At 65.6% G+C, this 20,765-nt stretch carries 13 protein-coding genes; 7 read left to right on the top strand and 6 right to left on the bottom strand.

All coding sequences use genetic code 11. From position 1 onward, the window contains the following. Positions 1–193: 193 nt before the first annotated feature. From GGQ90_RS18605 to GGQ90_RS18590, 4 genes are all read right to left on the bottom strand, one after another. Positions 194–3,409 (bottom strand): autotransporter domain-containing protein, encoded by a 3,216-nt coding sequence (locus GGQ90_RS18605; RefSeq protein ID WP_188083473.1) that lies wholly within the window; start codon positions 3,407–3,409, stop codon positions 194–196. A 100-nt stretch (positions 3,410–3,509) separates the two neighbouring features. Then, positions 3,510–5,954 carry a TonB-dependent receptor gene (locus GGQ90_RS18600; RefSeq protein WP_188083472.1) on the bottom strand — a complete coding sequence of 815 codons (2,445 nt, stop codon included), beginning with the start codon at positions 5,952–5,954 and terminating at the stop codon, positions 3,510–3,512. Beyond that, complete coding sequence (locus tag GGQ90_RS18595; RefSeq protein ID WP_188083527.1) at positions 5,938–6,861, bottom strand: FecR family protein; 924 nt, start codon at positions 6,859–6,861, stop codon at positions 5,938–5,940. The genes GGQ90_RS18600 and GGQ90_RS18595 overlap by 17 nt, the downstream gene beginning before the upstream one ends. Before the next feature lie 55 nt (positions 6,862–6,916). Continuing rightward, positions 6,917–7,429: an RNA polymerase sigma factor gene (locus tag GGQ90_RS18590; protein WP_029547652.1), complete on the bottom strand. Its 513-nt coding sequence runs from the start codon at positions 7,427–7,429 to the stop codon at positions 6,917–6,919. Between the two features lie 158 nt (positions 7,430–7,587). On the opposite strand from GGQ90_RS18590, the gene GGQ90_RS18585 reads away from it, so the two are divergent. From GGQ90_RS18585 to GGQ90_RS18555, 7 genes are all read left to right on the top strand, one after another. Next, the gene (locus GGQ90_RS18585) at positions 7,588–8,793 is read left to right on the top strand and encodes a serine hydrolase domain-containing protein (protein ID WP_188083471.1); all 1,206 of its coding nucleotides are present in this window, start codon (positions 7,588–7,590) and stop codon (positions 8,791–8,793) included. Positions 8,794–8,913: 120 nt separating this feature from the next. Further along, positions 8,914–11,379 (top strand): glycogen/starch/alpha-glucan phosphorylase, encoded by a 2,466-nt coding sequence (locus GGQ90_RS18580; protein ID WP_188083470.1) that lies wholly within the window; start codon positions 8,914–8,916, stop codon positions 11,377–11,379. Between the two features lie 39 nt (positions 11,380–11,418). Next, positions 11,419–13,593 (top strand): 1,4-alpha-glucan branching protein GlgB, encoded by a 2,175-nt coding sequence (glgB, locus tag GGQ90_RS18575; RefSeq protein WP_188083469.1) that lies wholly within the window; start codon positions 11,419–11,421, stop codon positions 13,591–13,593. Between the two features lie 48 nt (positions 13,594–13,641). Further along, positions 13,642–14,901 carry a glucose-1-phosphate adenylyltransferase gene (glgC, locus tag GGQ90_RS18570; protein WP_188083468.1) on the top strand — a complete coding sequence of 420 codons (1,260 nt, stop codon included), beginning with the start codon at positions 13,642–13,644 and terminating at the stop codon, positions 14,899–14,901. An 8-nt stretch (positions 14,902–14,909) separates the two neighbouring features. Further along, positions 14,910–16,361, top strand: coding sequence for a glycogen synthase GlgA (gene glgA, locus GGQ90_RS18565; RefSeq protein WP_188083467.1), 1,452 nt, complete (start codon positions 14,910–14,912; stop codon positions 16,359–16,361). Continuing rightward, on the top strand, positions 16,358–18,262 hold the full coding sequence (gene glgX / locus GGQ90_RS18560) for a glycogen debranching protein GlgX (protein WP_188083466.1): 1,905 nt from the start codon (positions 16,358–16,360) through the stop codon (positions 18,260–18,262). Before glgA ends, glgX begins: the two co-directional genes overlap by 4 nt. A gap of 96 nt (positions 18,263–18,358) precedes the next feature. Next, positions 18,359–18,991 carry a PaaI family thioesterase gene (locus GGQ90_RS18555; RefSeq protein WP_188083465.1) on the top strand — a complete coding sequence of 211 codons (633 nt, stop codon included), beginning with the start codon at positions 18,359–18,361 and terminating at the stop codon, positions 18,989–18,991. Between the two features lie 121 nt (positions 18,992–19,112). Here the strand turns inward: GGQ90_RS18555 and GGQ90_RS18550 are convergent, their stop codons facing one another. Together GGQ90_RS18550 and GGQ90_RS18545 are read right to left on the bottom strand one after the other, a co-directional pair. After that, the gene (locus GGQ90_RS18550) at positions 19,113–20,177 is read right to left on the bottom strand and encodes a Gfo/Idh/MocA family protein (protein ID WP_188083464.1); all 1,065 of its coding nucleotides are present in this window, start codon (positions 20,175–20,177) and stop codon (positions 19,113–19,115) included. Positions 20,178–20,197: 20 nt separating this feature from the next. After that, positions 20,198–20,707 carry a VOC family protein gene (locus tag GGQ90_RS18545; protein WP_188083463.1) on the bottom strand — a complete coding sequence of 170 codons (510 nt, stop codon included), beginning with the start codon at positions 20,705–20,707 and terminating at the stop codon, positions 20,198–20,200. Positions 20,708–20,765 lie beyond the last annotated feature (58 nt).

Genomic DNA, 20,765 nt, shown 5'->3' with positions numbered 1-20,765 from the left:
ATGCTGCCCGCAAGATGTCAATGAAAGGAAGGCGAGCAGAATTTCGCAAAAAAAGGGGCGCCGCTCGGGTGAAACCCATGCGACGCCCCTCTTTTTTGCCTTGGCGTCCCTTGGGGAGGAACATCATGCCGTGGCGCAACTGGCGGACCGGGAGGGTCTGTGGGGTGTGGCCCGCCAATTCCTTATTCAGACGTCACAGGACGAAGTTAACCGTCGCCCGGAATGAGATTGCGACGTGATTTTGTTGTTCTTCCGCACCGAATTCACCGCCGACGCGGAACGTGTCGGTGCCGCCATAGAGGCGAGCCCGGCCGGTCCAGCCGCTGGTGCGCTTGTCGGCGACCAGGATGAAATCATCGCCATCCTTGAAATGGGCGACCGTGTCGCCGAGCGAGCCGCCGATCAGCTGGCGGCGACCGCCTTCCAGTTCGAACCGCGCCCAGCCATCCTCGCGATTGAGGCTGCCGAAATCATAGCCGGCGGCGATCGTGCCGTTGGCGGTCATTTCGTCGCTGGTACGGCCGTCGACCGTCAGGTTGAACGCGTCGCCACCGCCGCTTTCGCTATAGCCGCCTTCCTTCAGGCGATAATAGTCGATACCCACGCCCGGACGCAGGCTGAAGCGGTTGAACTGGAGCTGGTAGGAAGCTCCGGCCGTGGCCGAATAGAGCTTGCCCGACCAGTCGCCGGTCGCCTTGCGCACGACATCGTCCAGGGTGAAGTTGCGGGTGCCGTCAAAGTCGATATGTGCCGCCGAAACGCGCGCGAAGGCCTGGAGCGGACCCCAGCTGCCGCGCCAGTGGGCGGCCAGTTCGAACTGGTCGGAATCCGCCGAGCTGTTGGAGCTGTCGCTGGTGTCCCGGCCATGGATATAGGCGAAGGAGCCACCGAAGGCGCCAAGATCGGTCAGATATTCGACGCCGCCGCCCGCGCCCCAGCCGTTGATGTCGTAGGAGGCGGTGTCACCGATGCTCTTGGAACTGCCGAACGCCACCTGCTGCAGCCAGAAGCCGAGCTTGCCGTCCTTGGTGCGATAGATGCCGTTGGGATCGGACAGGATGCGCGCGGTCGCCCGCGAGCCGGCGGTGACGGCTTCGAAGGTGCTGCCGGAATGTTCGGGCAGCATCTGACGCAGCGCGCCGTTCAGCGTCTTGCCGTCGGTCACGTCCAGATAGGCCGACGCCATCGAGCTGTCATTGTCGAGCGCGTTGAAGATCGCCGAATAGGCCCTTGAAAGCGAACCGGTCAGGCCCAGTTCCGACGTGGTCTTCGCGGCGATCGACAGGGTCACGTCGCCAGTCGTCGTGTCACTGGCGACGCTGCCCTTGAACATATAGGGCAGCAGGGTCGCGCTATCGAGCGCCGGGGTGCCGGACAGCGAAGCGGCGCGGACGATGACATAGTCGCCTTCCGATCCGCCGACCTGGGTCAGCGCGACCTTCACCTTGGAGCCGCTGGCGAAGCTGGCGGCGCCGGCCACGTCATAGACGGTGTTGGAGCCGTCGGCGCCGTTGATGGTGACGCCCAGGGTCGAGCCCGACGACGCGCTGAGCGAGGCGAGCGCGACCGAACCGGTGTTGCTGGCAGCCAGCGTGCCGCCGTTCAGCACCAGCGCCATGTTGCCGCTGTTGCTGATCGCGCCCGTATAGCTGGACGTGCCGTTCAGCGTCATCGTGCCGCTGGCGCCGCCAAAGTCGAGCGCGCCGGTGACGCTGGCGGTATCGGCCAGGGTCAGGGTGGCGCCGGTGCCGGCATAGCTGAGATCGCCGGTCAGGGTCGAGCTGCCCGAGAGCGACAGGCTGTTATTGCCCGCGCCCAGGCTGACATCGCCCACGATCCGCCCAGCCGACACCGTCATGACGTCATTGCCCGAGCCGAGCTTGACGTCGCCGATGATGCTGGGCGCGGTCGCGGTCGAGGAGGCGAGCGCCTGGGTCAGCGTCACGCCGCTGCTGTTGGCGCTGAGGTCGATGGCGGTGTTGGTCAGGCCCCCGGTCGCCGAGATGGTGCCGGTGTTGCCGAGGCTGGAGACGGTGCCCGAGGAATCCAGGATCGCGATCGCGCGGCCCTTTTCATCATCGGCGGCGACCGCGGCGACGGTGCCGCTGACCTTGACCGAATTCACCTGTGCCCCGGCATCGATGACCAGGCCGCGCGACGTGGTGTTGGCGAGCGCGGCGCCCGAAGCGGCGACGGTGCCCGAAATCTCGATCGCGTCGCTGGTGGCGCCCGAACCCAGGCGCAGGGCGGTGGCGTTGCTGTCATAGGAGATCGCAGTGATCGATCCGGCGACCAGCACGCCCTTGGATATGTCGACATCGCCGCCCAGGCCGCCGATCACCATCGCATTGGCGTCGACGCCGTCATAAATGCCATAGCCAGCGATCGCGCCGCGCACGACCACGCCATAGCCCGAACTGTCGCCCTGAACCACGCCGATGCTGGTGTCGGCCGTGGCCGATCCGATCTGGACCGCGGCCGCCGAGCCATAGTTGATGACCGTGGCGGTGGTTTCGGTGCTGTCGAGCAGGCCGTCATCATCGATGTCGGTGTCATCGTCGTCGTCATCATCGCTGGCGGTCGGCGCAACGTCGAACACGATGCCGCCGCTGACATTGCCGGCGATGACAAGGGCGGGGCCGCCCTGCAGCAGGTCGTCGGCGTCGAGCTTGGTCACATCGCTGGGCCGGGTGGTGGAGCGATAGCCGGTGCTGACGATCGTGCCCTGGATCTTCACCGCGCCATCGACATCGCCGAGCAGGGCGACGGCGGTGCTGTTCGCGCCCTTGGTGCTGATCGCGCCGCGGATCGTGGCATTGCCGTCGATATCGTTGGCGACCACGCCATAGCTGTTGTCGCCGGTCACGGCGATCGTGCCATAGGTCGACAGATTGCCGATCAGGGTCGAGTTGACGCGGATGCCGGCGCTGTTGTTGCCTTCGATCGAGATCGTGCCGGTGGTGTCGATATTGCCGGTGTGGGCCGCGCCGGATTCGACCAGGATGCCATTGCGGTTCGTCCCTTTGGCGAACGTGCCGTCAATGTCGCCGTCACTGTCCGTGTCGGTGGCGGTATAATCCTCTGTCAGCGTGATCGTGCCGCTGTTGGTGATGTTGCCGGTGGTGCCGGCCTTGACCAGGATGCCGGTCGCGTTGTCGGCGTCGTTGATGGTCAGGCCGCCAGCATTGCTGACAGCATTGTTGCTGTCCATCGTGATCGCAGTGCCGCTGGTCAGCGTGATGCTGCCCGCCGAACTGACCGTGATCGCGTCGGCCGCGCCCGAGGCGATAGTGGAGGTCTTGACGGCGGTGGTGGTGGATGAACCGATCGTGGTTTCCGCCGCGGCGTTGGTCGCGCTTAGCGCCACCAGAACCGGGGCGATGGCCGTGCAGGCCAGCAAATGTCGCATGATATCTCCTCTGAATGCCGCGCCGTTTGATGGGCGCGTACATGCGGGAGGGACGCCGCCGCCGTGCCGGTCCCGTCAGGGAAAATGCGACGCAGGAGATTTAGAAGGCGAAATCCAGGCCGATGCGCACGGTGCGCGGACGCAGCGGCGTATAATAATCGGTGCGCAGGTCGAACGGCGTGCCGAGCGAGAAGCGATTGCCATCGCTGTCGAGGATGTTGGTCAGTGACAGCGACAGTTCGACCGGTCCGCGCGTCACGGCGGCGGACAGGGTCGTGTCGACATAATCGCCCTGTTCCCGGCCCAGTATCGGCCCGACACCCAGGCGCGACTTGCCGACATAGCGGGCCGAGGCGGACAAATGCAGGCGCATGGCGTCGCCCAGCAGTGCGCGATAGTCGGCGGCGATGCGGCCGCCCAGATTGGCGACATTGGGCAGGGTCAGCGATCGGCCATCAAAGGAAAGGGCGCGCACGAACTGGGTCGGTTGCGTCAGGCGGCTGTCATTATAGATGATCGAGCCGTCCAGCGTCAGCGGGGCGATCGGGCGGACGACGATCCGGCCCTCGACCGTATAGATGCGCCCGTCGCCGATATTGGCGGTGGTCGGCAGGCCGATGCGGTCGGTGACGTCGGCCTGGATGTCGCGCCAGTCGGTATAGGCGATATTGCCGCTGAGCGCGACCGTGTCGCGGCCCGGCACGCCCTTGCGAAAGCCCAGTTCCATGGTCGAGATGCGATCGTTGCGGAAGCTGCGCGCGCGCTGGTCATCGACCGCCAGCCCGCCGGGGCGGAAGCCCTGTTCGAACCGGGCATAAAGGGTGAGCCCCTTCACCGCGTCGCTGAGCAGCGAGAAGGAGGGGAGGAAGATGGTTTCGGAGCGATCGGCCTGCGCCTCGGCACGGGCAAGGTCGGCCACGGCTGAGAGCATCGCCACCGGATCGATCGCCTCGCCGGTGAGGCGGCTGTTGGTCAGGCGCCCGCCGACGGTGGCGACCAGCCCCTGGAGTGGTTCGAACGAGGCTTCGCCAAACAGCGTCGCTTCCTTGATCCGATTGCGCACGCCGGTCGCGGTTGCCGCCTGGCCGCGGCCATAGATGGGAACGCCGGGCAGGATCTCGATTGCCGGCGCGCTCATCGGGCCATAGCCGGTCAGCGACCGCTGGATGGTCGAGCTGCTTTCCAGATAGGAAACACCCAGCAGCCAGCCCAGGCCATTGTCGAGGTCGCGGACCAGCCGGTTCTCGGTCGAGAAAAGTTCGATCTTGTTGCGCTGGCGGAACAGGGCTGGGGCGCCGCCCGGCTGGGTCGCATCATAGCTTTCGGCCAGCACGTTGCGGACATAGCCGGTCGAGGAGACGAGGCGCAGGTCGTCCCATTGATGCTCGATCCGGGCATTGGCCAGGACATAGTCGGAATGATAGGGCTGGGCGACGCTGGACGCGCGCTCCAGGCGGCCGACGTCATGGCTGGCATATTGGGCATCGTCGCCCTCGATATGCTGGTAGGCGGTGCTGAGATCGATCGTCCAGTCGTCCGCTGGCGCGATCCGCAGCATGGCGCGGCCGCCATAGGTGCGGGTGCGATTGACGTCATCCTTGTCGCGCAGGACATCGTCGATATAGCCGCCTTCCTGCACGCCATAGCCGACGACGCGCAGCGCCACCTTTTCGGCCACGATCGGCAGGTTGAGGATGGCCGACAGGTCGCCGCCCGGATCGCCATGCTGGGTCGCCGACACGCCGGTCGAGATCTGGCCGCCGAACTGCGCGAGATTGGGGGCGTTGGGGCCGATGCGGATGATGCCGCCCAGCGAACCCGCGCCATAGAGCGTGCCCTGCGGCCCTTCCAGCACCTCCACCCCGCCGATATCATAGAGGCGCAGGTCCGGGTCGGGCGCGGCATAGTTGAGGCGCATGTCGCCCAGATATTGGCCGGTTGTCGCCTGGGTCGGCCCGGCCACGCCGGAATCGGCGATGGCGCGGATGAACAGCTTGTTGCGGCCGGCGCCGGCATGGGTGGAACTGAGGCTGGCAACGCGCGAGAGGAGGGCGGCCGTGCCCTGCGCCGCATCGGCGGTTTCGAACAGGCCGCCGGTCACGGTTTCGACCATGCCGGCATAGCGGGGCAGGGGAATGTCGCGCTTGGACGCGGTGACGATGATGTCGGCCGGCGGTTCCTGCGCAACGGGCGCTAGCTGCACGGCGGCGGCTGGCGTGGGCGATGGAGGCGAGGCGCTCTTGCGGGCGCGCACGATGCGCCAGGTACTGGCATCAATCTGCTTGGCCTTGGCGCCGCTGCCGCGCAGCAACTGGGAAAGGGCGCCCGCGGTCGACAGGCGGCCCTTGATCGCGGGGGTGGCGATGCCGGCCAGCGACTGGTCCGACATGCCGATGCTGGCGCCGGTTTGACGGCCGAGCGCCACCACCGCCTCGCCCAGGCGTCCCGGGGCGAGGTCGATCGATTGTCTGTCCGCCGCTCGCGCGGGCGATGCGGCCGCTATGGCGAAGGCGGTGACGAAAAGGACGTCAGTTCTGCGACCCATCCCCTTCCTTCAGCAGCCATCCATTCCCCTGTCGGATGGCAGACAGCCCCATCAGGGGCGCGGCAGCAGCGAAGAAGCGGGACGGATCCCGTTCCAGCCGGATCGTGCCGGTAAAGCGCATGGCGCGAGCACCGGGCGTCGCGGCCAGAGTTACGCCCAGCGAGCGGGCGATGTCCTGCGTCACGTCGCCGACGGGCGCGTTGGCGTAGATAAGCTGGCCCTGGCGCCAACTGGCGACGGCCTGCGGCGCGACGTCCATCACGCGCAGCCCTTCGGCGCCGTCGCTCAGCGCACGGCCGGCGGGCAGCGCGATGGCTTCGGCCTGCGGATTGTAGATCACCTTGCCCTCGGACACGCCGATGCGCGTCGCATCGCCGCTATGGACGATGTTGAAGACGGTGCCGGCATCCTCGAACACGGCGTCGCCGACGGTCACGCGGAACGGATTGGCGGCGTCATGGCGCACGGTGAAGGCGGCTTCGCCGGCGTCGAGCGCGGCAAAGCGCGCATTCTTGCGGTCGAGGCGCAGGCTGGTGCCGCCGTTCAGTTCGATCCTGGTGCCGTCGTCCAGTGCGATGCTGCGGGTTTCGCCGGGGCGGGTGGTGATGCTGTAGATATCGCTGCGGCTGAGCAGGCCGACCGAGACCGCGGCAACCAGCGCCGCGGCGATCGCGCCGCCGCCGATCCAGCGCAGCGGGCGACGAACGCCCGGGTCATTGGCGGCGACAGGCATGACGACGGGCTCTGCCGGAACCATGTCCGCCAGGTCCGCGTCCGCCGCCATCAGCACATCATAGGCGGCCGCGCGCTCGGGATCGCCCTCCAGCCAGATGGTGAAGGCGTCCCAGTCGTCAAATTCGGGATCGCGCGTGCGGATGACCCACCCGAGCGCCTCCTCGTTCATCATGGCCTGTGCCCTGTTCATTTCTTGCCCCTTGAAGAGCCAGACGCCGCCGATCCGCTCATTCCGTATCCAGACTTTGCTTGAGCGCAAGCATCGCGCGATAGGCCTTTTGCAGATCCTTCTCGACCGTGGTCAGGCTGACCCCCAATTCCTCCGCGATCAGCCGCTGGCCGACCCCCTCTATGCGGAAGCGGCGGAACACCAGTTCGACGCGCGGGCCAAGATCGGCCAATATGCCCCGCGCCTGTTCCAGCCGCTGATTGAGGATCATGCGTTCGTCCACCGCCAGATCGTCATTCGGGTCGGCCATCACCCCGCCGGCCCCTTCGGCCCAGTCCTGCTCGCGCCGTTCGCGCCGGGTGGCGGAGCGATAGCGGTCGAGCATGAGGTTGTTGGCCATGCGGTAGAGATAGGGCAGGGGATCGGCGACCGGTCCCAGATCCTTGGCCTCCAGCTTCATCCACATGTCCTGCAGCAGATCTTCTGCATCCTCGCCCGCACCGCGCGCGCGCAGGAAGCGCAGCAGAGCAGCGCGATTCTGGAAGAAGATAGCAGAAAGGCCCGTGGCCATGCCTGTGGTGCGTCCGGTATTGGCGATCAGGCGGGTTGCCATAGAGGCAGGGGTGGGGTCTTGGCAATGGCAAGGCACCGATGGACCGGTCATGGCCTGAAATCATTTACCTGACGCGCGGCTTGCTCTAGCCCGGTTCGCCTATGGCAGGAGCGGACATGGCGATAGCGAAGGTGACGGATGCGGCGGCGGCACAGGCGGCGGGAATGGATTCCGACCGGCTGGATGCGCTGATCGATCATCTGGACCGGACCTATGTGCAGAGCGGCAAATTGCCGCACATGCAGATGCTGGTGTCGCGCGACGAGGTGCCGTTGCTGTCGGTCAGCCGTGGGCAGGCGCGGGCGACCGGCGAGCCGTTGCAGGCCGATGCGCTGTTCCGCATCGCATCCATGACCAAGCCGGTCACCAGCGTCGCCTTCATGCGGCTAGTCGAGCAGGGCCAGGTGGCGCTGGACGATCCGGTGACCGATGTGCTGCCCGAATTTGCCGATCTGCGGGTCGGTGCGGACGGGCGTGGACGGATGACGCGCCCGATGCGGATGATCGACCTGCTGCGCCATACATCTGGCCTGACCTATGGGCTGCAACGCCAGACGCCGATCGATGCACGCTATCGCGAACTGGGACTGGACGAGTTTCAGCAGAAGCGGTCGTCGGACGCGTTCATCGCTGACCTCGCAAGCTTGCCGCTGGAGTTCTCACCGGGGGATCGGTGGAATTACGGCGTGTCCACCGATGTGCTGGGCGTGATCGTCGAGCGTCTGTCGGGGCAGGATCTGGAGCGCCATTATCGCGAGCATATCTTTGCGCCGCTTGGCATGGAGGACACATTCTTCACCATCCCGCCGGACCGGATCGACCGTCTGACCGACGCCTGGCGACTGGAGGATGACCGGCTGAAGCTCAAGGATCGCGGCGCGCGCACCAGTTGGCGGCGCAAGCTGCGCTTCCGTTCGGGCGGGGGCGGGCTGATTTCCTCCACCGCCGACTATCATCGCTTTGCCCGGATGCTGCTGCGCGGCGGCGAACTGGATGGCACGCGGCTGTTGCTGCCCGAAACGGTGGCGCAGATGCGGACCAATCATCTGCCCGGCGGCGGCGATCTTGCCAGCATGTCGCAGGCGATGTTCAGCGAAGCGGATTATGCCGGCGTCGGTTTCGGCCTGGGTTTCGCGATGACGCTGGCGAACCAGCAATTTTACTGGGGCGGGGTGTTTTCGACCTATTTCTTCATCGACCCGGTCGAGCGGCTGATCGGCCTGTTCATGACCCAGCATCTGCCGTCCAGCACCCATCCGGTGCGGGCCGAACTGCGGGCCGGGATCGGGGCGGCGATCGTCACGCGACGCCGTCAGGGCTGAGGCAGGCCAAGCCCGCAGAAAGAAGCGGGAAAAGTCCATGCTGCGCTGCAAAAAAATGGATTGGCATGGCGAAGCGCGCTGTGCCATCATCCCCCGTGACTCATAAAGGGGAACCCGGCCATGAATCTCAAGGGCGAGACGCAGCTTCCCAAGCCGGCACCCCGGCAGGTTGATCCGCAGATTCTGGCCCATGAGATTGTCGAGCGATTGACCTATCGCATCGGCAAGGATGCCAAGGCGGCCAAGCCGCATGACTGGTTGCACGCCGTCATCCTTTCGATCCGCGACCGGGTGATCGACGCATGGATCGAGTCCACCCACAAGACCTATGAGGAGCAGGGACGCCGGGTCTATTATCTGAGCCTGGAGTTCCTGATCGGCCGGCTGATGCGCGACGCGGCATCGAATATGGAAATGCTGGACGATTTGCAGGCGGCGCTCGACTCGCTCGGCGTCGACCTCGACCTGATCGCCGCGCTGGAGCCCGATGCGGCGCTGGGCAATGGTGGCCTCGGGCGCCTCGCCGCCTGCTTCATGGAGAGCATGGCGACGGTCGACATCCCGGCCTATGGCTATGGCATTCGCTATGTGAACGGCATGTTCCGGCAGGAGATCAGCGACGGCTGGCAGGTGGAACTGCCGGAAAATTGGCTGGCGCATGGCAATCCCTGGGAGTTCGAGCGGCGCGAGGCGAGTTACGAGGTCGGTTTTGGCGGGCGCGTCGATCCGGCCGAGTGCGAGGATTGTGGGCCGCACCAGATGAACTGGCGCCCGGCCGAACGGGTGATCGCCACCCCCTATGACACGCCGATCGCCGGCTGGCGCGGCAGGCGGGTCAACACGCTGCGCCTGTGGGAAGCACAGCCGATCGACCCGATCCTGCTCGACAAGTTCAATGCCGGCGACCATCTGGGTGCGCTGTCCGAAAGCAACCGGGCCGAGGCGCTGACCCGCGTCCTCTATCCCGCCGACTCTTCGCCGGCGGGGCAGGAATTGCGGCTGCGGCAGGAATATTTCTTCTCCTCCGCCTCGCTGCAGGACATCGTCCGCCGGCATATCCAATATTTCGGCAGCATCCAGACGCTGCCCGACAAGGCGGCGATCCAGCTCAACGACACCCATCCGGCGGTGGCGGTGGCGGAACTGATGCGCATCCTGCTCGACGAGCATGGGCTGGATTTCGACGAGGGCTGGGACATTACCCGCCGGACCTTCAGCTACACCAATCACACTTTGCTGCCCGAGGCGCTGGAAAGCTGGCCGGTCCCCCTGTTCGAGCGATTGCTGCCCCGGCACATGCAGATCGTCTATGCCGTCAACAGCCGGCTGCTCGCCGAGGCGCGCAAGTCGGCCCAGTTCGACGATCATGCGATCGGCACCATCTCGCTGATCGACGAGGGGGGTGAGCGGAGGGTGCGGATGGGCAACCTTGCTTTCGCTGGGTCGCACAGCGTCAATGGCGTGTCGGCGCTGCATACCGACCTGATGAAGGTCACGGTCTTTGCCGATCTGCACAAGCTCTATCCGGCGCGGATCAACAACAAGACCAATGGCGTCACCTTCCGCCGCTGGCTGATGCAGTGCAATCATGGACTGTTCGAACTGATCCGCGAGGCGATCGGCGACCGTTTCATGGACGATGCCGAGGCGCTGCGCGAGCTTGACAATTTCGCCGACGACACTGCCTTCCAGGAGCGGTTCCTGGCGGTGAAGCGCTTCAACAAGGTCGCGCTGGCCGATTTGCTGCGCAAGCGGATCAATGCGCGGATCGACGCCGACGCGCTGTTCGACATCCAGATCAAGCGCATTCATGAATATAAGCGGCAACTGCTCAACATCATCGAGGCGGTGGCGCTCTATGACCAGATCCGCTCGCATCCGGAAAAGGACTGGGTGCCACGGGTGAAGCTGTTCGGCGGCAAGGCGGCGCCCAGCTATCATAATGCCAAGCTGATCATAAAGCTGGCGGGCGATGTCGCTCGCGCGATCAATCATGATCCGTCGGTGCAAGGGCTGCTGAAGGTGCAGTTCGTGCCGAACTATAATGTCTCCATGGCCGAGATGATGATCCCGGCGGCGGACCTCAGCGAACAGATATCGACCGCCGGCATGGAAGCGTCGGGCACCGGCAACATGAAATTTGCGGTCAATGGTGCGTTGACCATCGGTACGCTGGACGGCGCCAATGTCGAAATGCGCGACCATGTCGGCGAGGACAATATCATGATCTTCGGCCTGACCGCTGCCGAGGTGAACCAGCGCCGCGCCGAGGGCTATGATCCGCGCGCGGCGATCGAGCAGAGCCGGGAACTGAGCCAGGCGCTCAATGCCATTGCCAGCGGCGTCTTTTCACCCGACGACCCCAATCGCTACAAGGATCTGATCCAGGGCATCTACGACCATGACTGGTTCATGGTGGCGGCCGATTTCGACAGCTATGCCGCTGCGCAGCGCCGGGTCGATGGCATCTGGCAGGATCAGGCATTGTGGGCGAAGAAGGCGATCCACAATGTCGCGCGCATGGGCTGGTTCTCGTCCGACCGGACGATCCGCGAATATGCCGCCGACATCTGGAAGATGGGATGATAATGATGGCCGTAGTCGGCGGAGACGGGAGATAGGAGCGTGCTGACGCCGGAGCAGATCGACCGGCTGGTCGAAGGGCGGGATGCCGATCCCTTCGCGACGCTTGGCGTGCATCCGGCCGATCCCGGCAGCGACAAGGCTGGTTTTACCACCTGCGTATTGTTGCCCGATGCCGTGGGCGTCCATGCGCAGACGCTGGATGGCAAGCCGGTCGGCGAACTGGCGCTGATCCACCCGGCCGGGCTGTTCGAGGGCAAGGTCAAGATCCGCAAGCGCCAGCCCCTGCGCTACGAGGCGCAATATGCCGATGGCGGCACCTATGCGACGATCGACCCCTATGGCTTTGGCCCGGTGCTTGGGCCGATGGACGATTATTATTTTGCCGAAGGATCGCACAAGCGCCTGTTCGAAAAGCTGGGCGCGCATCCGATGGAGCATGAGGGCGTGGCGGGCACCCATTTCGCGGTCTGGGCGCCCAATGCCCGGCGCGTGTCGGTGGTTGGCGACTTCAACCGCTGGGACGGACGGCGCGCGGCGATGCGGCACCGGCAGGATGCGGGTGTGTGGGAAATCTTCCTGCCCGAAGTCGGCATCGGCCACCCCTACAAGTTCGAGATTGTCGGGCCGGACGGCGTGGTGCTGCCGCTCAAGGCCGATCCCTTCGCCTTCCGATCGGAACTGCGCCCGTCGACCGCGTCGATCGTCAACGGCCCGCCGGCGCATGTGTGGGGCGATGCACGACACCGCGATTATTGGCAGAAGGCCGATGCGCGGCGCCAGCCCATTTCCATCTATGAGGTGCATGCCGGGTCATGGCAGCGCGACGAAAATGGCGAGTTCCTGCATTGGGATGCGCTGGCCGAGCGGCTGATCCCCTATGTCGTGGGCATGGGCTTTACCCATATCGAATTGCTGCCGATCAGCGAATTTCCCTATGACCCAAGCTGGGGCTATCAGACGCTGGGCCTCTATGCGCCGACAGCGCGTTTTGGCGATCCGGCGGGGTTCGCCCGCTTTGTCGACGGCGCGCACCGGGCTGGGATCGGCGTCCTCCTCGATTGGGTGCCGGCGCATTTCCCGACCGACGAGCATGGCCTGGCCCGGTTCGACGGCACCGCGCTTTATGAACATGCCGATCCGCGCAGGGGGTTCCAGCCGGACTGGAACACGGCGATCTATAATTTCGGCCGGCGCGAGGTGGCGGAATATCTGACCAACAACGCGCTCTTCTGGGCCGAACGCTATCATGTCGACGGGCTGCGGGTCGATGCGGTCGCCTCGATGCTCTACCTCGATTATTCGCGAAAGCCCGGCGAATGGATCCCCAACGACCATGGCGGGCGGGAGAATGTGGAGGCGGTCGCCTTCCTGCAGGGGATGAACAAGGCGCTCTATGCGGCCTCTCCCGGCGTGATGACGATCGCCGAGGAATCGACCAGCTGGCCGCAAGTGTCGGCGCCGGTGCATCAGGGCGGGCTGGGCTTCGGCTTCAAATGGAATATGGGCTTCATGCACGACACGCTGCGCTATCTGGCGCGCGAGCCGGTGCATCGTCAGCATCATCATGACGACATCACCTTCGGCCTGCTCTACGCCTTCACCGAGAATTTCGTGCTGGCGCTGAGCCATGACGAGGTGGTGCATGGCAAATCGTCGCTGCTGCACAAGATGGCGGGTGACGACTGGCAGAAATTCGCGACATTGCGGGCTTATTATGCCTTCATGTGGGGCTATCCCGGCAAGAAGCTGCTGTTCATGGGGCAGGAGTTCGCCCAGCGTGGCGAGTGGAGCGAGGGACGGGCACTCGACTGGCACTTGGTCGACCATGCCCCCCATCATGGGGTGCAGTTGCTGGTGGGCGATCTTAACCAGCTCTACCGATCGCGACCGGCGCTGCATGCGCGCGACTGCGAGGCGGAAGGGTTCGAATGGGTGCTGGTCGATGGCGCTGCGGACTCCGTCTTCGCCTGGCAACGGCGGGCGCCCGGTTTCGCGCCGATCGTCGTCATCAGCCATTTCACCCCGGTGCTGCGTCATGGCTATCGCATGCGGTTGCCGGCCGGCGGCCGCTGGCGCGAGATACTGAATACCGATGCGGGCGAATATGGCGGCAGCGGTGCCGGCAATATGGGTGTGGTCGAGGCCGATGGAGAAGGATGGGCGAACATAACCATTCCCCCCTTCGGAACCTTGATGCTGGAACTGGACTATTGATACCGACGGACGCGTGCAGGCGGTCGCGGGCACGAGAGAGGAGCCCTAATGCAACAACGCAATCAGCCGATCGCGCGCGACGCCATGGCCTATGTGCTGGCCGGCGGGCGCGGCAGTCGCCTCGCCGAGTTGACCGACCGGCGGGCCAAGCCGGCGGTGCATTTCGGCGGCAAGGCGCGGATCATCGACTTTGCGCTGTCCAACGCGCTCAACAGCGGCATTCGCCGCATCGGCGTGGCGACCCAGTATAAGGCCCATTCGCTGATCCGCCATTTGCAGCGCGGCTGGAACTTCCTGCGGCCCGAGCGCAACGAGAGCTTCGATATCCTGCCCGCCAGCCAGCGTATTTCCGAAAGCCAATGGTATGAGGGCACGGCCGACGCGGTGTTCCAGAATATCGACATCATCGAAAGCTATGCGCCGGAATATATGGTCATCCTGGCCGGCGACCATGTCTACAAGATGGACTATGAGCTGATGCTGCAGCAGCATGTCGACAGTGGCGCGGATGTCACCGTCGGCTGCCTGGAGGTGCCACGCAAGGAAGCGGTCGGCTTTGGCGTGATGCATGTCGACGAAGCCGACGTGATCACCGCCTTTGTTGAAAAGCCCAAGGATCCGCCCGCTATTCCCGGCCAGCCCGACATGGCATTGGCGTCGATGGGCATCTATGTCTTTCGCACCCGATTCCTGATCGAGCAACTGTGGCGCGACGCCGACGACAAGACCAGCAAGCGCGATTTCGGTGGCGACATCATCCCCTATATCGTCAAGCATGGGAAGGCGGTGGCGCATCGCTTTTCCAGCAGTTGCGTGCGCGCGGAAAGCGAACTGGTGCCCTATTGGCGCGATGTCGGTACGATCGACGCCTATTGGCAGGCCAATATCGACCTGACCGACGTGGTGCCGAGCCTTGACCTCTATGACCGGAGCTGGCCGCTCTGGACATATTCGGAAGTCACGCCGCCCGCCAAGTTCGTCCATAATGAGGAAGGGCGGCGCGGATCCGCGACCAGTTCGTTGGTGGCGGGCGGTTGCATCGTGTCGGGTTCCTCGCTGCATCGCAGCCTGCTTTTCTCGGGCGTGCGCACGCACAGCTTCTCTTCGGTAACGGAGAGCATCATCATGCCCGATTGCGAGATCGGGCGTGGCGCGCGGCTGCACAAATGCGTGGTCGATTCCGGTATCAGCATCCCGCCTGGCCTGATCATCGGCGAAGATCCGGCCTTCGACGCGCAGCATTTCCGTCGGAGCGACAGTGGCGTGTGCCTGGTGACGCAGCCGATGATCGATCGGCTGGTGGCCTGAAACGAAGGATGACGATGAAGCTTCTGTCGGTTGCGTCCGAAATCTATCCGTTGATCAAGACCGGGGGGCTGGCCGATGTGGTCGGCGCGCTGCCCGCTGCGCTGGCCGGCCATGATGTCGAGACCCGGACGCTGGTGCCGGGCTATCCATCTGTGCTGTCGAAGCTGGGCAAGGCCAAGGCTGTTCGGCGGTATGACGGGCTGTTCGGCGCCTCGGCGACGGTGCTGGCCGGCAAAGTCGGCGACCTTGACCTGCTGGTGCTGGATGCGCCCGATTATTTCGCGCGCGAAGGTGGTCCCTATGGCGACCATGGCGGCAATGACTGGGGCGATAACTGGCGGCGCTTTGCCGCGCTGTCGCGCGCCGGCGCGGACATTGCGGCGGAGGGGGTGAAGGGCTGGGTGCCCGATATCGTCCATGTCCATGACTGGCAGGCGGCGATGACCGCGGCCTATATGCGCTTTGGCCCGGCCCATGCCGTGCCGCGCGTCGTCACCATCCATAATCTTGCCTTTCAGGGGCGGTTCGGGCCGGAAATCTTTGCCCAGCTGGGCCTGCCGGCCGAGGCCTGGGGCATGGACGGTGTCGAATATTATGGCGGCACCGGCTTCCTCAAGGCGGGGCTGGTGTCGGCCGATGCGATCACAACGGTCAGCCCGACCTATGCCGATGAAATCCGCTCGCCGGTCCATGGCATGGGGCTGGATGGCTTGATCAATGGACGCAGTGACAAGCTGCACGGCATTTTGAACGGCGTCGATACCGACATCTGGAACCCGGCCGAGGATGCGCTGATCGCGCGGCGTTACAGTGCGCGCGGCCTTGGCGGGCGCAGCGCCAATCGCCGGGCGCTGGAAAAACGGTTCGGTTTGCAGCGCGACGATGCGCCGATCTTCGTCATCATCAGCCGCCTGACCTGGCAAAAGGGCATGGACCTGATGATGAACGCGATCGACCATCTGGTCGGGCTGGGCGCGAAGCTGGCGGTGCTGGGATCGGGCGATCATGCGCTGGAGGGCGGTTTCCTGGCCGCGGCGGACCGGCATCGCGGCCGGGTGGGCGTGCAGATCGGCTATGACGAGCCGCTGTCGCACCTGTTGCAGGCGGGCGGCGACGCGATCCTGATCCCGTCGCGGTTCGAGCCGTGCGGCCTGACCCAGCTTTATGGCCTGCGCTATGGCTGCGTGCCGGTGGTAGCGCGGGTCGGCGGCCTGGCCGACACGGTGATCGACGCCAATGAGGCGGCGGTGAGCGCGGGCGTGGCGACCGGTATCCTGTTTGCCGGCGATGATCCGCTGGCGCTGCACGGCGCGATCGCGCGGTCGGTGCGCCTGCATGGCGAGCCGGAGGCCTGGCAGGCGATGCAGCGCGCGGGGATGCGCGCCGATTTCAGCTGGACCCACAGCGCGGCGCGCTATGCGGCCCTCTATCGCAGCCTGCTGGGGCGCGAAGCCGCATGAGCGCGGGCGGGTTCGGGCCGGTGATCGATGCCGGCGGAACCCGCTTTGCCGTCTGGGCGCCGGAGGCGACGCAGCTCTGGCTCTGCCTGTTCGATCAGGACGACCGGGAAACCCGCCTGTCGATGGCGCGGGGAGAGGAGGGCGTCTGGCAGGTTCATGCGCCGGGCGTCGGTGCCGGGGCCCGCTATGGCCTGCGCGCCGATGGCCCATATGATCCCGATAGCGGCCTGTGGTTCGACCCCGACAAGCTGCTGCTCGATCCCCATGCGCCGGCGATCGACCGGGCCTTCGTCCATGATCCGATGCTGGCCGCACCGCGCGGGCAGGGGGAAGATACCGCGCCGCTGATGCCCAAAGGGGTGGTCGCCGCGCCGTTGCCGGCCGTCGCTTCGGCGGCGCCGCGCTTCCAGCCGGGTGGGCTCATCTACGAATTGCAGGTGCGCAGCTTCTCGCTGCTGCATCCTGACGTTCCTGAAGCGCTGCGGGGCACGATCGCCGCGCTGGCGCATCCGGTGGTGATCGATCATCTGCAGAAGCTGGGCGTTGGCGCGGTCGAACTGATGCCGATCAACGCGTGGATCGACGAGCGGCATTTGCCGCCGCTCGGCCTGCGCAATGCCTGGGGTTATAATCCGGTCAGCTATTTCGCGCTCGATCCGCGACTGGCGCCCGGCGGGCTTGCCGAACTGCGCGATACGGTGGCGGCGCTGCACGATGCGGGGATCGGCGTGATCCTGGACATGGTCTATAATCATGACGGCGAAAGCGACAGGCTGGGGCCGACCTTGTCGCTGCGCGGCCTCAATGCCCGCGCCTATTTCCGGCACGAGGCGGACGGGCGGCTGATCAACGATACCGGCACCGGCAACAGCGTGGATTGCAACCAGCCGATGGTGCGCCGGATGATCCTGGAATCGCTGCGCCATTTCGTGGTGCAGGCGGGGATCGACGGTTTCCGTTTCGATCTGGCGCCGGCGCTGGGGCGGTTGCCGGACGGGTTCGACCGTGATGCGCCGCTGCTAACGGAGATGCGCGCCGATCCGGTGCTGGGCGACCGCATCCTGATTGCCGAGCCATGGGATATCGGGCCGGGGGGCTATCAACTGGGCCGGTTCGGGCCGCCCTGGCTGGAATGGAATGACCGCTATCGCGACGATATGCGGCGTTTCTGGCGGGGCGACGCTGGCACGATCGGTGCCTTCGCCACGCGACTGGCGGGATCGTCGGATATTTTCGAGGGGACGACCCGCAGCGTCAATTTCCTCGCCGCCCATGACGGCTTCACTTTGGCCGACTGCACCGCTTATGCGGACAAGCATAACCTAGCCAATGGCGAGGACAATCGCGATGGCCATGGCGAGAATTTCAGCTGGAACAACGGCGTGGAGGGGGCGAGCGACGATCCGACGGTCATCGCGGCGCGGCGGCGCGACATCAAGGCGCTGCTCTCCACCCTCTTCTGCTCGCGCGGGACGATCATGCTGACGGCGGGCGACGAGTTCGGGCGCAGCCAGATGGGCAATAACAATGCCTATGCGCAGGATAATGGCATCAGCTGGATCGAATGGGACGCACGCGATCGGGAGATCGAGGCCCATGCCTTTGCGCTGGGGCAATGGCGGCGGCGTTGTGCCGAGCTGACCGACGTGGCGCTGCTGGGCGAGGGCGATGTCGTCTGGCTGGACGAGGGCGGTCAGCCTCTGAGCGTCGCCCAATGGGAGGATCCTGCGCGGCGGCGGCTGGTGCTGCATTTCCGGGCGTCGGGTCTCAGCCTGTGCATCAATGGCGCGGAGGGCGATTTTCTTTTCGATCTGCCGGATGGCCCCCTGATGGTGCCGGGGCGCAGCATGATGCCGCAACGCCGTAGCGTTATCCCGGAAGGCGCGACCGCGCCCGATTGATGCGCGGCGATCCAGCCGTCATCCTGCCCGCCGATCGGGGGCTTCCTTCGCCCGCCAAAGCATGGCTAAGCAGGGGCAAAGGGAGCAGGACGACAGATGACGGAAGCAGGATCGGCGGCAGGACCGGGAGCGGACGAGGAACGGGATCTGCTGGGCGGGCGCTGGCTGACGGGCGATACGCCCTATGGCGCGATGATCGACCGGTTGCGCGATTTCCTGGATCATGTCGCGGAGGCCAAGCTGGACGACGCTACGGCGCAGGCGCTGGACGCGGACCTGGCCGCCTGGACGCAGCGGCTGACGCCGATGGTGGCGGACGAGGCGCATCGCATGTTCGGCCGGGTGCGCGATGCGCCGGGCCATGGCCAGGTGTTCGCGCCGGCCTTCATCCCCGATAAGATGGGCGACGATTCGCTCCATGCGCGGGTAACCTTTGGCGCCTTCCATCTGGGCGCCAATTATGCTGCCCATGGCGGGGCGGTGGCTTTGCTGTTCGACGAGATATTGGGCCTGCCGGCGAATATGAGCGCGCAGCGGATGGCCCGGACCGCCTATCTGCACGTCAATTATCGCGCGATCACGCCGATCGATAAGGAATTGCAGGTCAGCGCCTGGGTGACGAAGGTCGAGGGGCGCAAGCGTTTCGTGCGCGGCGAACTGCGTGACGGCGATCTGCTGTGTGCCGACGCCGAGGGGCTGTTCATCGAATTGCTGCCGCATCAGCAATAAGGTGGGAACCATCGTGGCACTGGCCCGTTCTGTTGCATGAGGCCGCCGCACTTCCCCCCGCTCGGGCGGTCTCGCAGATCGGGCCCGTCGACATCCCCCCGTCGACGGGCCTTTCCTTTTTTCAGGCCATTTGGATCCGCGCGCCGTCCTGCGCGGCGGACTGGCGGATCGCGTCGAGTAGCGCCATCGCCGCGACACCGTCATGGAAGGTCGGGATCGGGACGCCATCGGGCATCGGCCGACCTTCGACGCCGGCGCGCAGGGCTTCGCACAGGCGGATGAAGGGGGCGAGTTCGAACAGCATCGCCGCCTTGCGCGGATCGTCGGCTTCGATCGGCGGCAGGTGGAGGTCGGCATCGACCGGCAGGTCGCGCACGCCATCCCGGTCGGCGATCTTGACCACGCCCTTGTCCGCCCAGAGCGTGCCATGGGTGCCGGCGACGCGGCTGATATTATCGGATGGACCCCAGACGCCGGCGCTGTGCTGGAGAATGCCCTGCGCGCCATTCTTCATGCGGAAGCGGACGATATAGCTGTCCTCCGCCGCGTCGGCCGGGCGATCAGACACGGTGGGCAGGGTGGCGCTGAGGCTGTCGACCTCGCCCAGCCAGACGCGCAACTGGTCGACCAGGTGAGAGCCATGGGCACCGAGCCAGCCGCCGCCCGCGCCGGTATCGAACCACCAGCGCGGCATGCGGGCGGCGGGATCGGCGACGATCGGCAGGACGCTGGACAGAGTGACATAGCGCGGATCGCCGATCAGCCCGTTGGCGATGGCGCGGCCGATCATCGCGCGATCGGGCGCCCAGCGGAACTCGTTGCCGATGAGATGGGTGACGCCGGCCTGTTCCGCTGCCGCCAGCATCGCGCGGGCTTCGGCCAGGTCGGCGGCCATCGGCTTTTCGCAAAGGATGTGACAGTCGCGCCCGATCGCGGTCAGGGCGAGCGCGGCATGGGTGGCGGGGGGCGTGGCGATCGTCACCGCGACCGCGCCGGTGCGGTCGATCGCTTCGCCCAGATCGGCGAAGATGTCAGCGATGTTGACACTATCGGCGCGGCGGCGGGTGCGGTCGGGATCGGTGCCGACGAGGCCCGCCACCTCGAACCCGGCGGCGCGCAGTGCGGGCACATGGATGCGGCAGCCAAAGCCGGTGCCGACGACGATCGCGCGGGCGGCAGGGGGCATGGATGATCCTTTCGAACTGGTCAGGTGGCGGGGACGGCGGCGAAGAAGTCGATCCCGGCCTGGGTCGGGAAAATATATTCGAGATAATGGCCAAGCTCGGGCGCATCGACGAAGCAGCTATGCATGAAGCCTATATTATGGCTGACATGGGGAACGGGCAGGCCGTCCGCTTCGGCGCGGGCGAGCAGCGCCTGCCACTGCGCGTCGTCGTGGATCAGATAGCCCAGATGATGATGGCGCATCTGGAAAGCGTCGCCGGGGGCGAGACGGTCCATATAGATGGCCGACCCCGGCCCGGAGGCGGTCAGCAATTCATACATGACCGGGCCGACCCAGGCCAGTTCGACGCGGATCTGGCCGCCCGCCGCCAGTGGCCCTTCGAGCCGGCGAAAGGCGCCGATGCCATAGCGATCGGCCAGGATCGCCTGGGCGCGGTCGATATCGTTGGTCGCATAGGCGATCTGGAAATGTTCGGCGCGCAGCACACCAGATGCCGGGTCGACAAGCGGCGATGGTCGGCGCAACAGCATAGGCGCTATCCTCTCGGCATGATCCTGTTCGCGGGATTCGGCGTGAAGATAGTATATG

The sequence above is a fragment of the Sphingobium scionense genome (genome assembly GCF_014197035.1).
Taxonomy (GTDB): Bacteria; Pseudomonadota; Alphaproteobacteria; order Sphingomonadales; family Sphingomonadaceae; genus Sphingobium; species Sphingobium scionense.
Note: the sequence above shows the minus strand (reverse complement) of the source record. Positions and strands in the feature narration are given on the sequence as shown.

What these genes read in the sequence shown, in the direction of transcription:
- GGQ90_RS18605 (WP_188083473.1), bottom strand. Translation starts at nt 3,409, where the DNA reads ATGCGACATTTGCTGGCCTGCACGGCCATCGCCCCGGTTCTGGTGGCG.
- GGQ90_RS18600 (WP_188083472.1), bottom strand. Translation starts at nt 5,954, where the DNA reads ATGGGTCGCAGAACTGACGTCCTTTTCGTCACCGCCTTCGCCATAGCG.
- GGQ90_RS18595 (WP_188083527.1), bottom strand. Translation starts at nt 6,861, where the DNA reads ATGATGAACGAGGAGGCGCTCGGGTGGGTCATCCGCACGCGCGATCCC.
- GGQ90_RS18590 (WP_029547652.1), bottom strand. Translation starts at nt 7,429, where the DNA reads ATGGCCACGGGCCTTTCTGCTATCTTCTTCCAGAATCGCGCTGCTCTG.
- GGQ90_RS18585 (WP_188083471.1), top strand. Translation starts at nt 7,588, where the DNA reads ATGGCGATAGCGAAGGTGACGGATGCGGCGGCGGCACAGGCGGCGGGA.
- GGQ90_RS18580 (WP_188083470.1), top strand. Translation starts at nt 8,914, where the DNA reads ATGAATCTCAAGGGCGAGACGCAGCTTCCCAAGCCGGCACCCCGGCAG.
- glgC (WP_188083468.1), top strand. Translation starts at nt 13,642, where the DNA reads ATGCAACAACGCAATCAGCCGATCGCGCGCGACGCCATGGCCTATGTG.
- glgA (WP_188083467.1), top strand. Translation starts at nt 14,910, where the DNA reads ATGACGATGAAGCTTCTGTCGGTTGCGTCCGAAATCTATCCGTTGATC.
- glgX (WP_188083466.1), top strand. Translation starts at nt 16,358, where the DNA reads ATGAGCGCGGGCGGGTTCGGGCCGGTGATCGATGCCGGCGGAACCCGC.
- GGQ90_RS18555 (WP_188083465.1), top strand. Translation starts at nt 18,359, where the DNA reads ATGACGGAAGCAGGATCGGCGGCAGGACCGGGAGCGGACGAGGAACGG.
- GGQ90_RS18550 (WP_188083464.1), bottom strand. Translation starts at nt 20,177, where the DNA reads ATGCCCCCTGCCGCCCGCGCGATCGTCGTCGGCACCGGCTTTGGCTGC.
- GGQ90_RS18545 (WP_188083463.1), bottom strand. Translation starts at nt 20,707, where the DNA reads ATGCTGTTGCGCCGACCATCGCCGCTTGTCGACCCGGCATCTGGTGTG.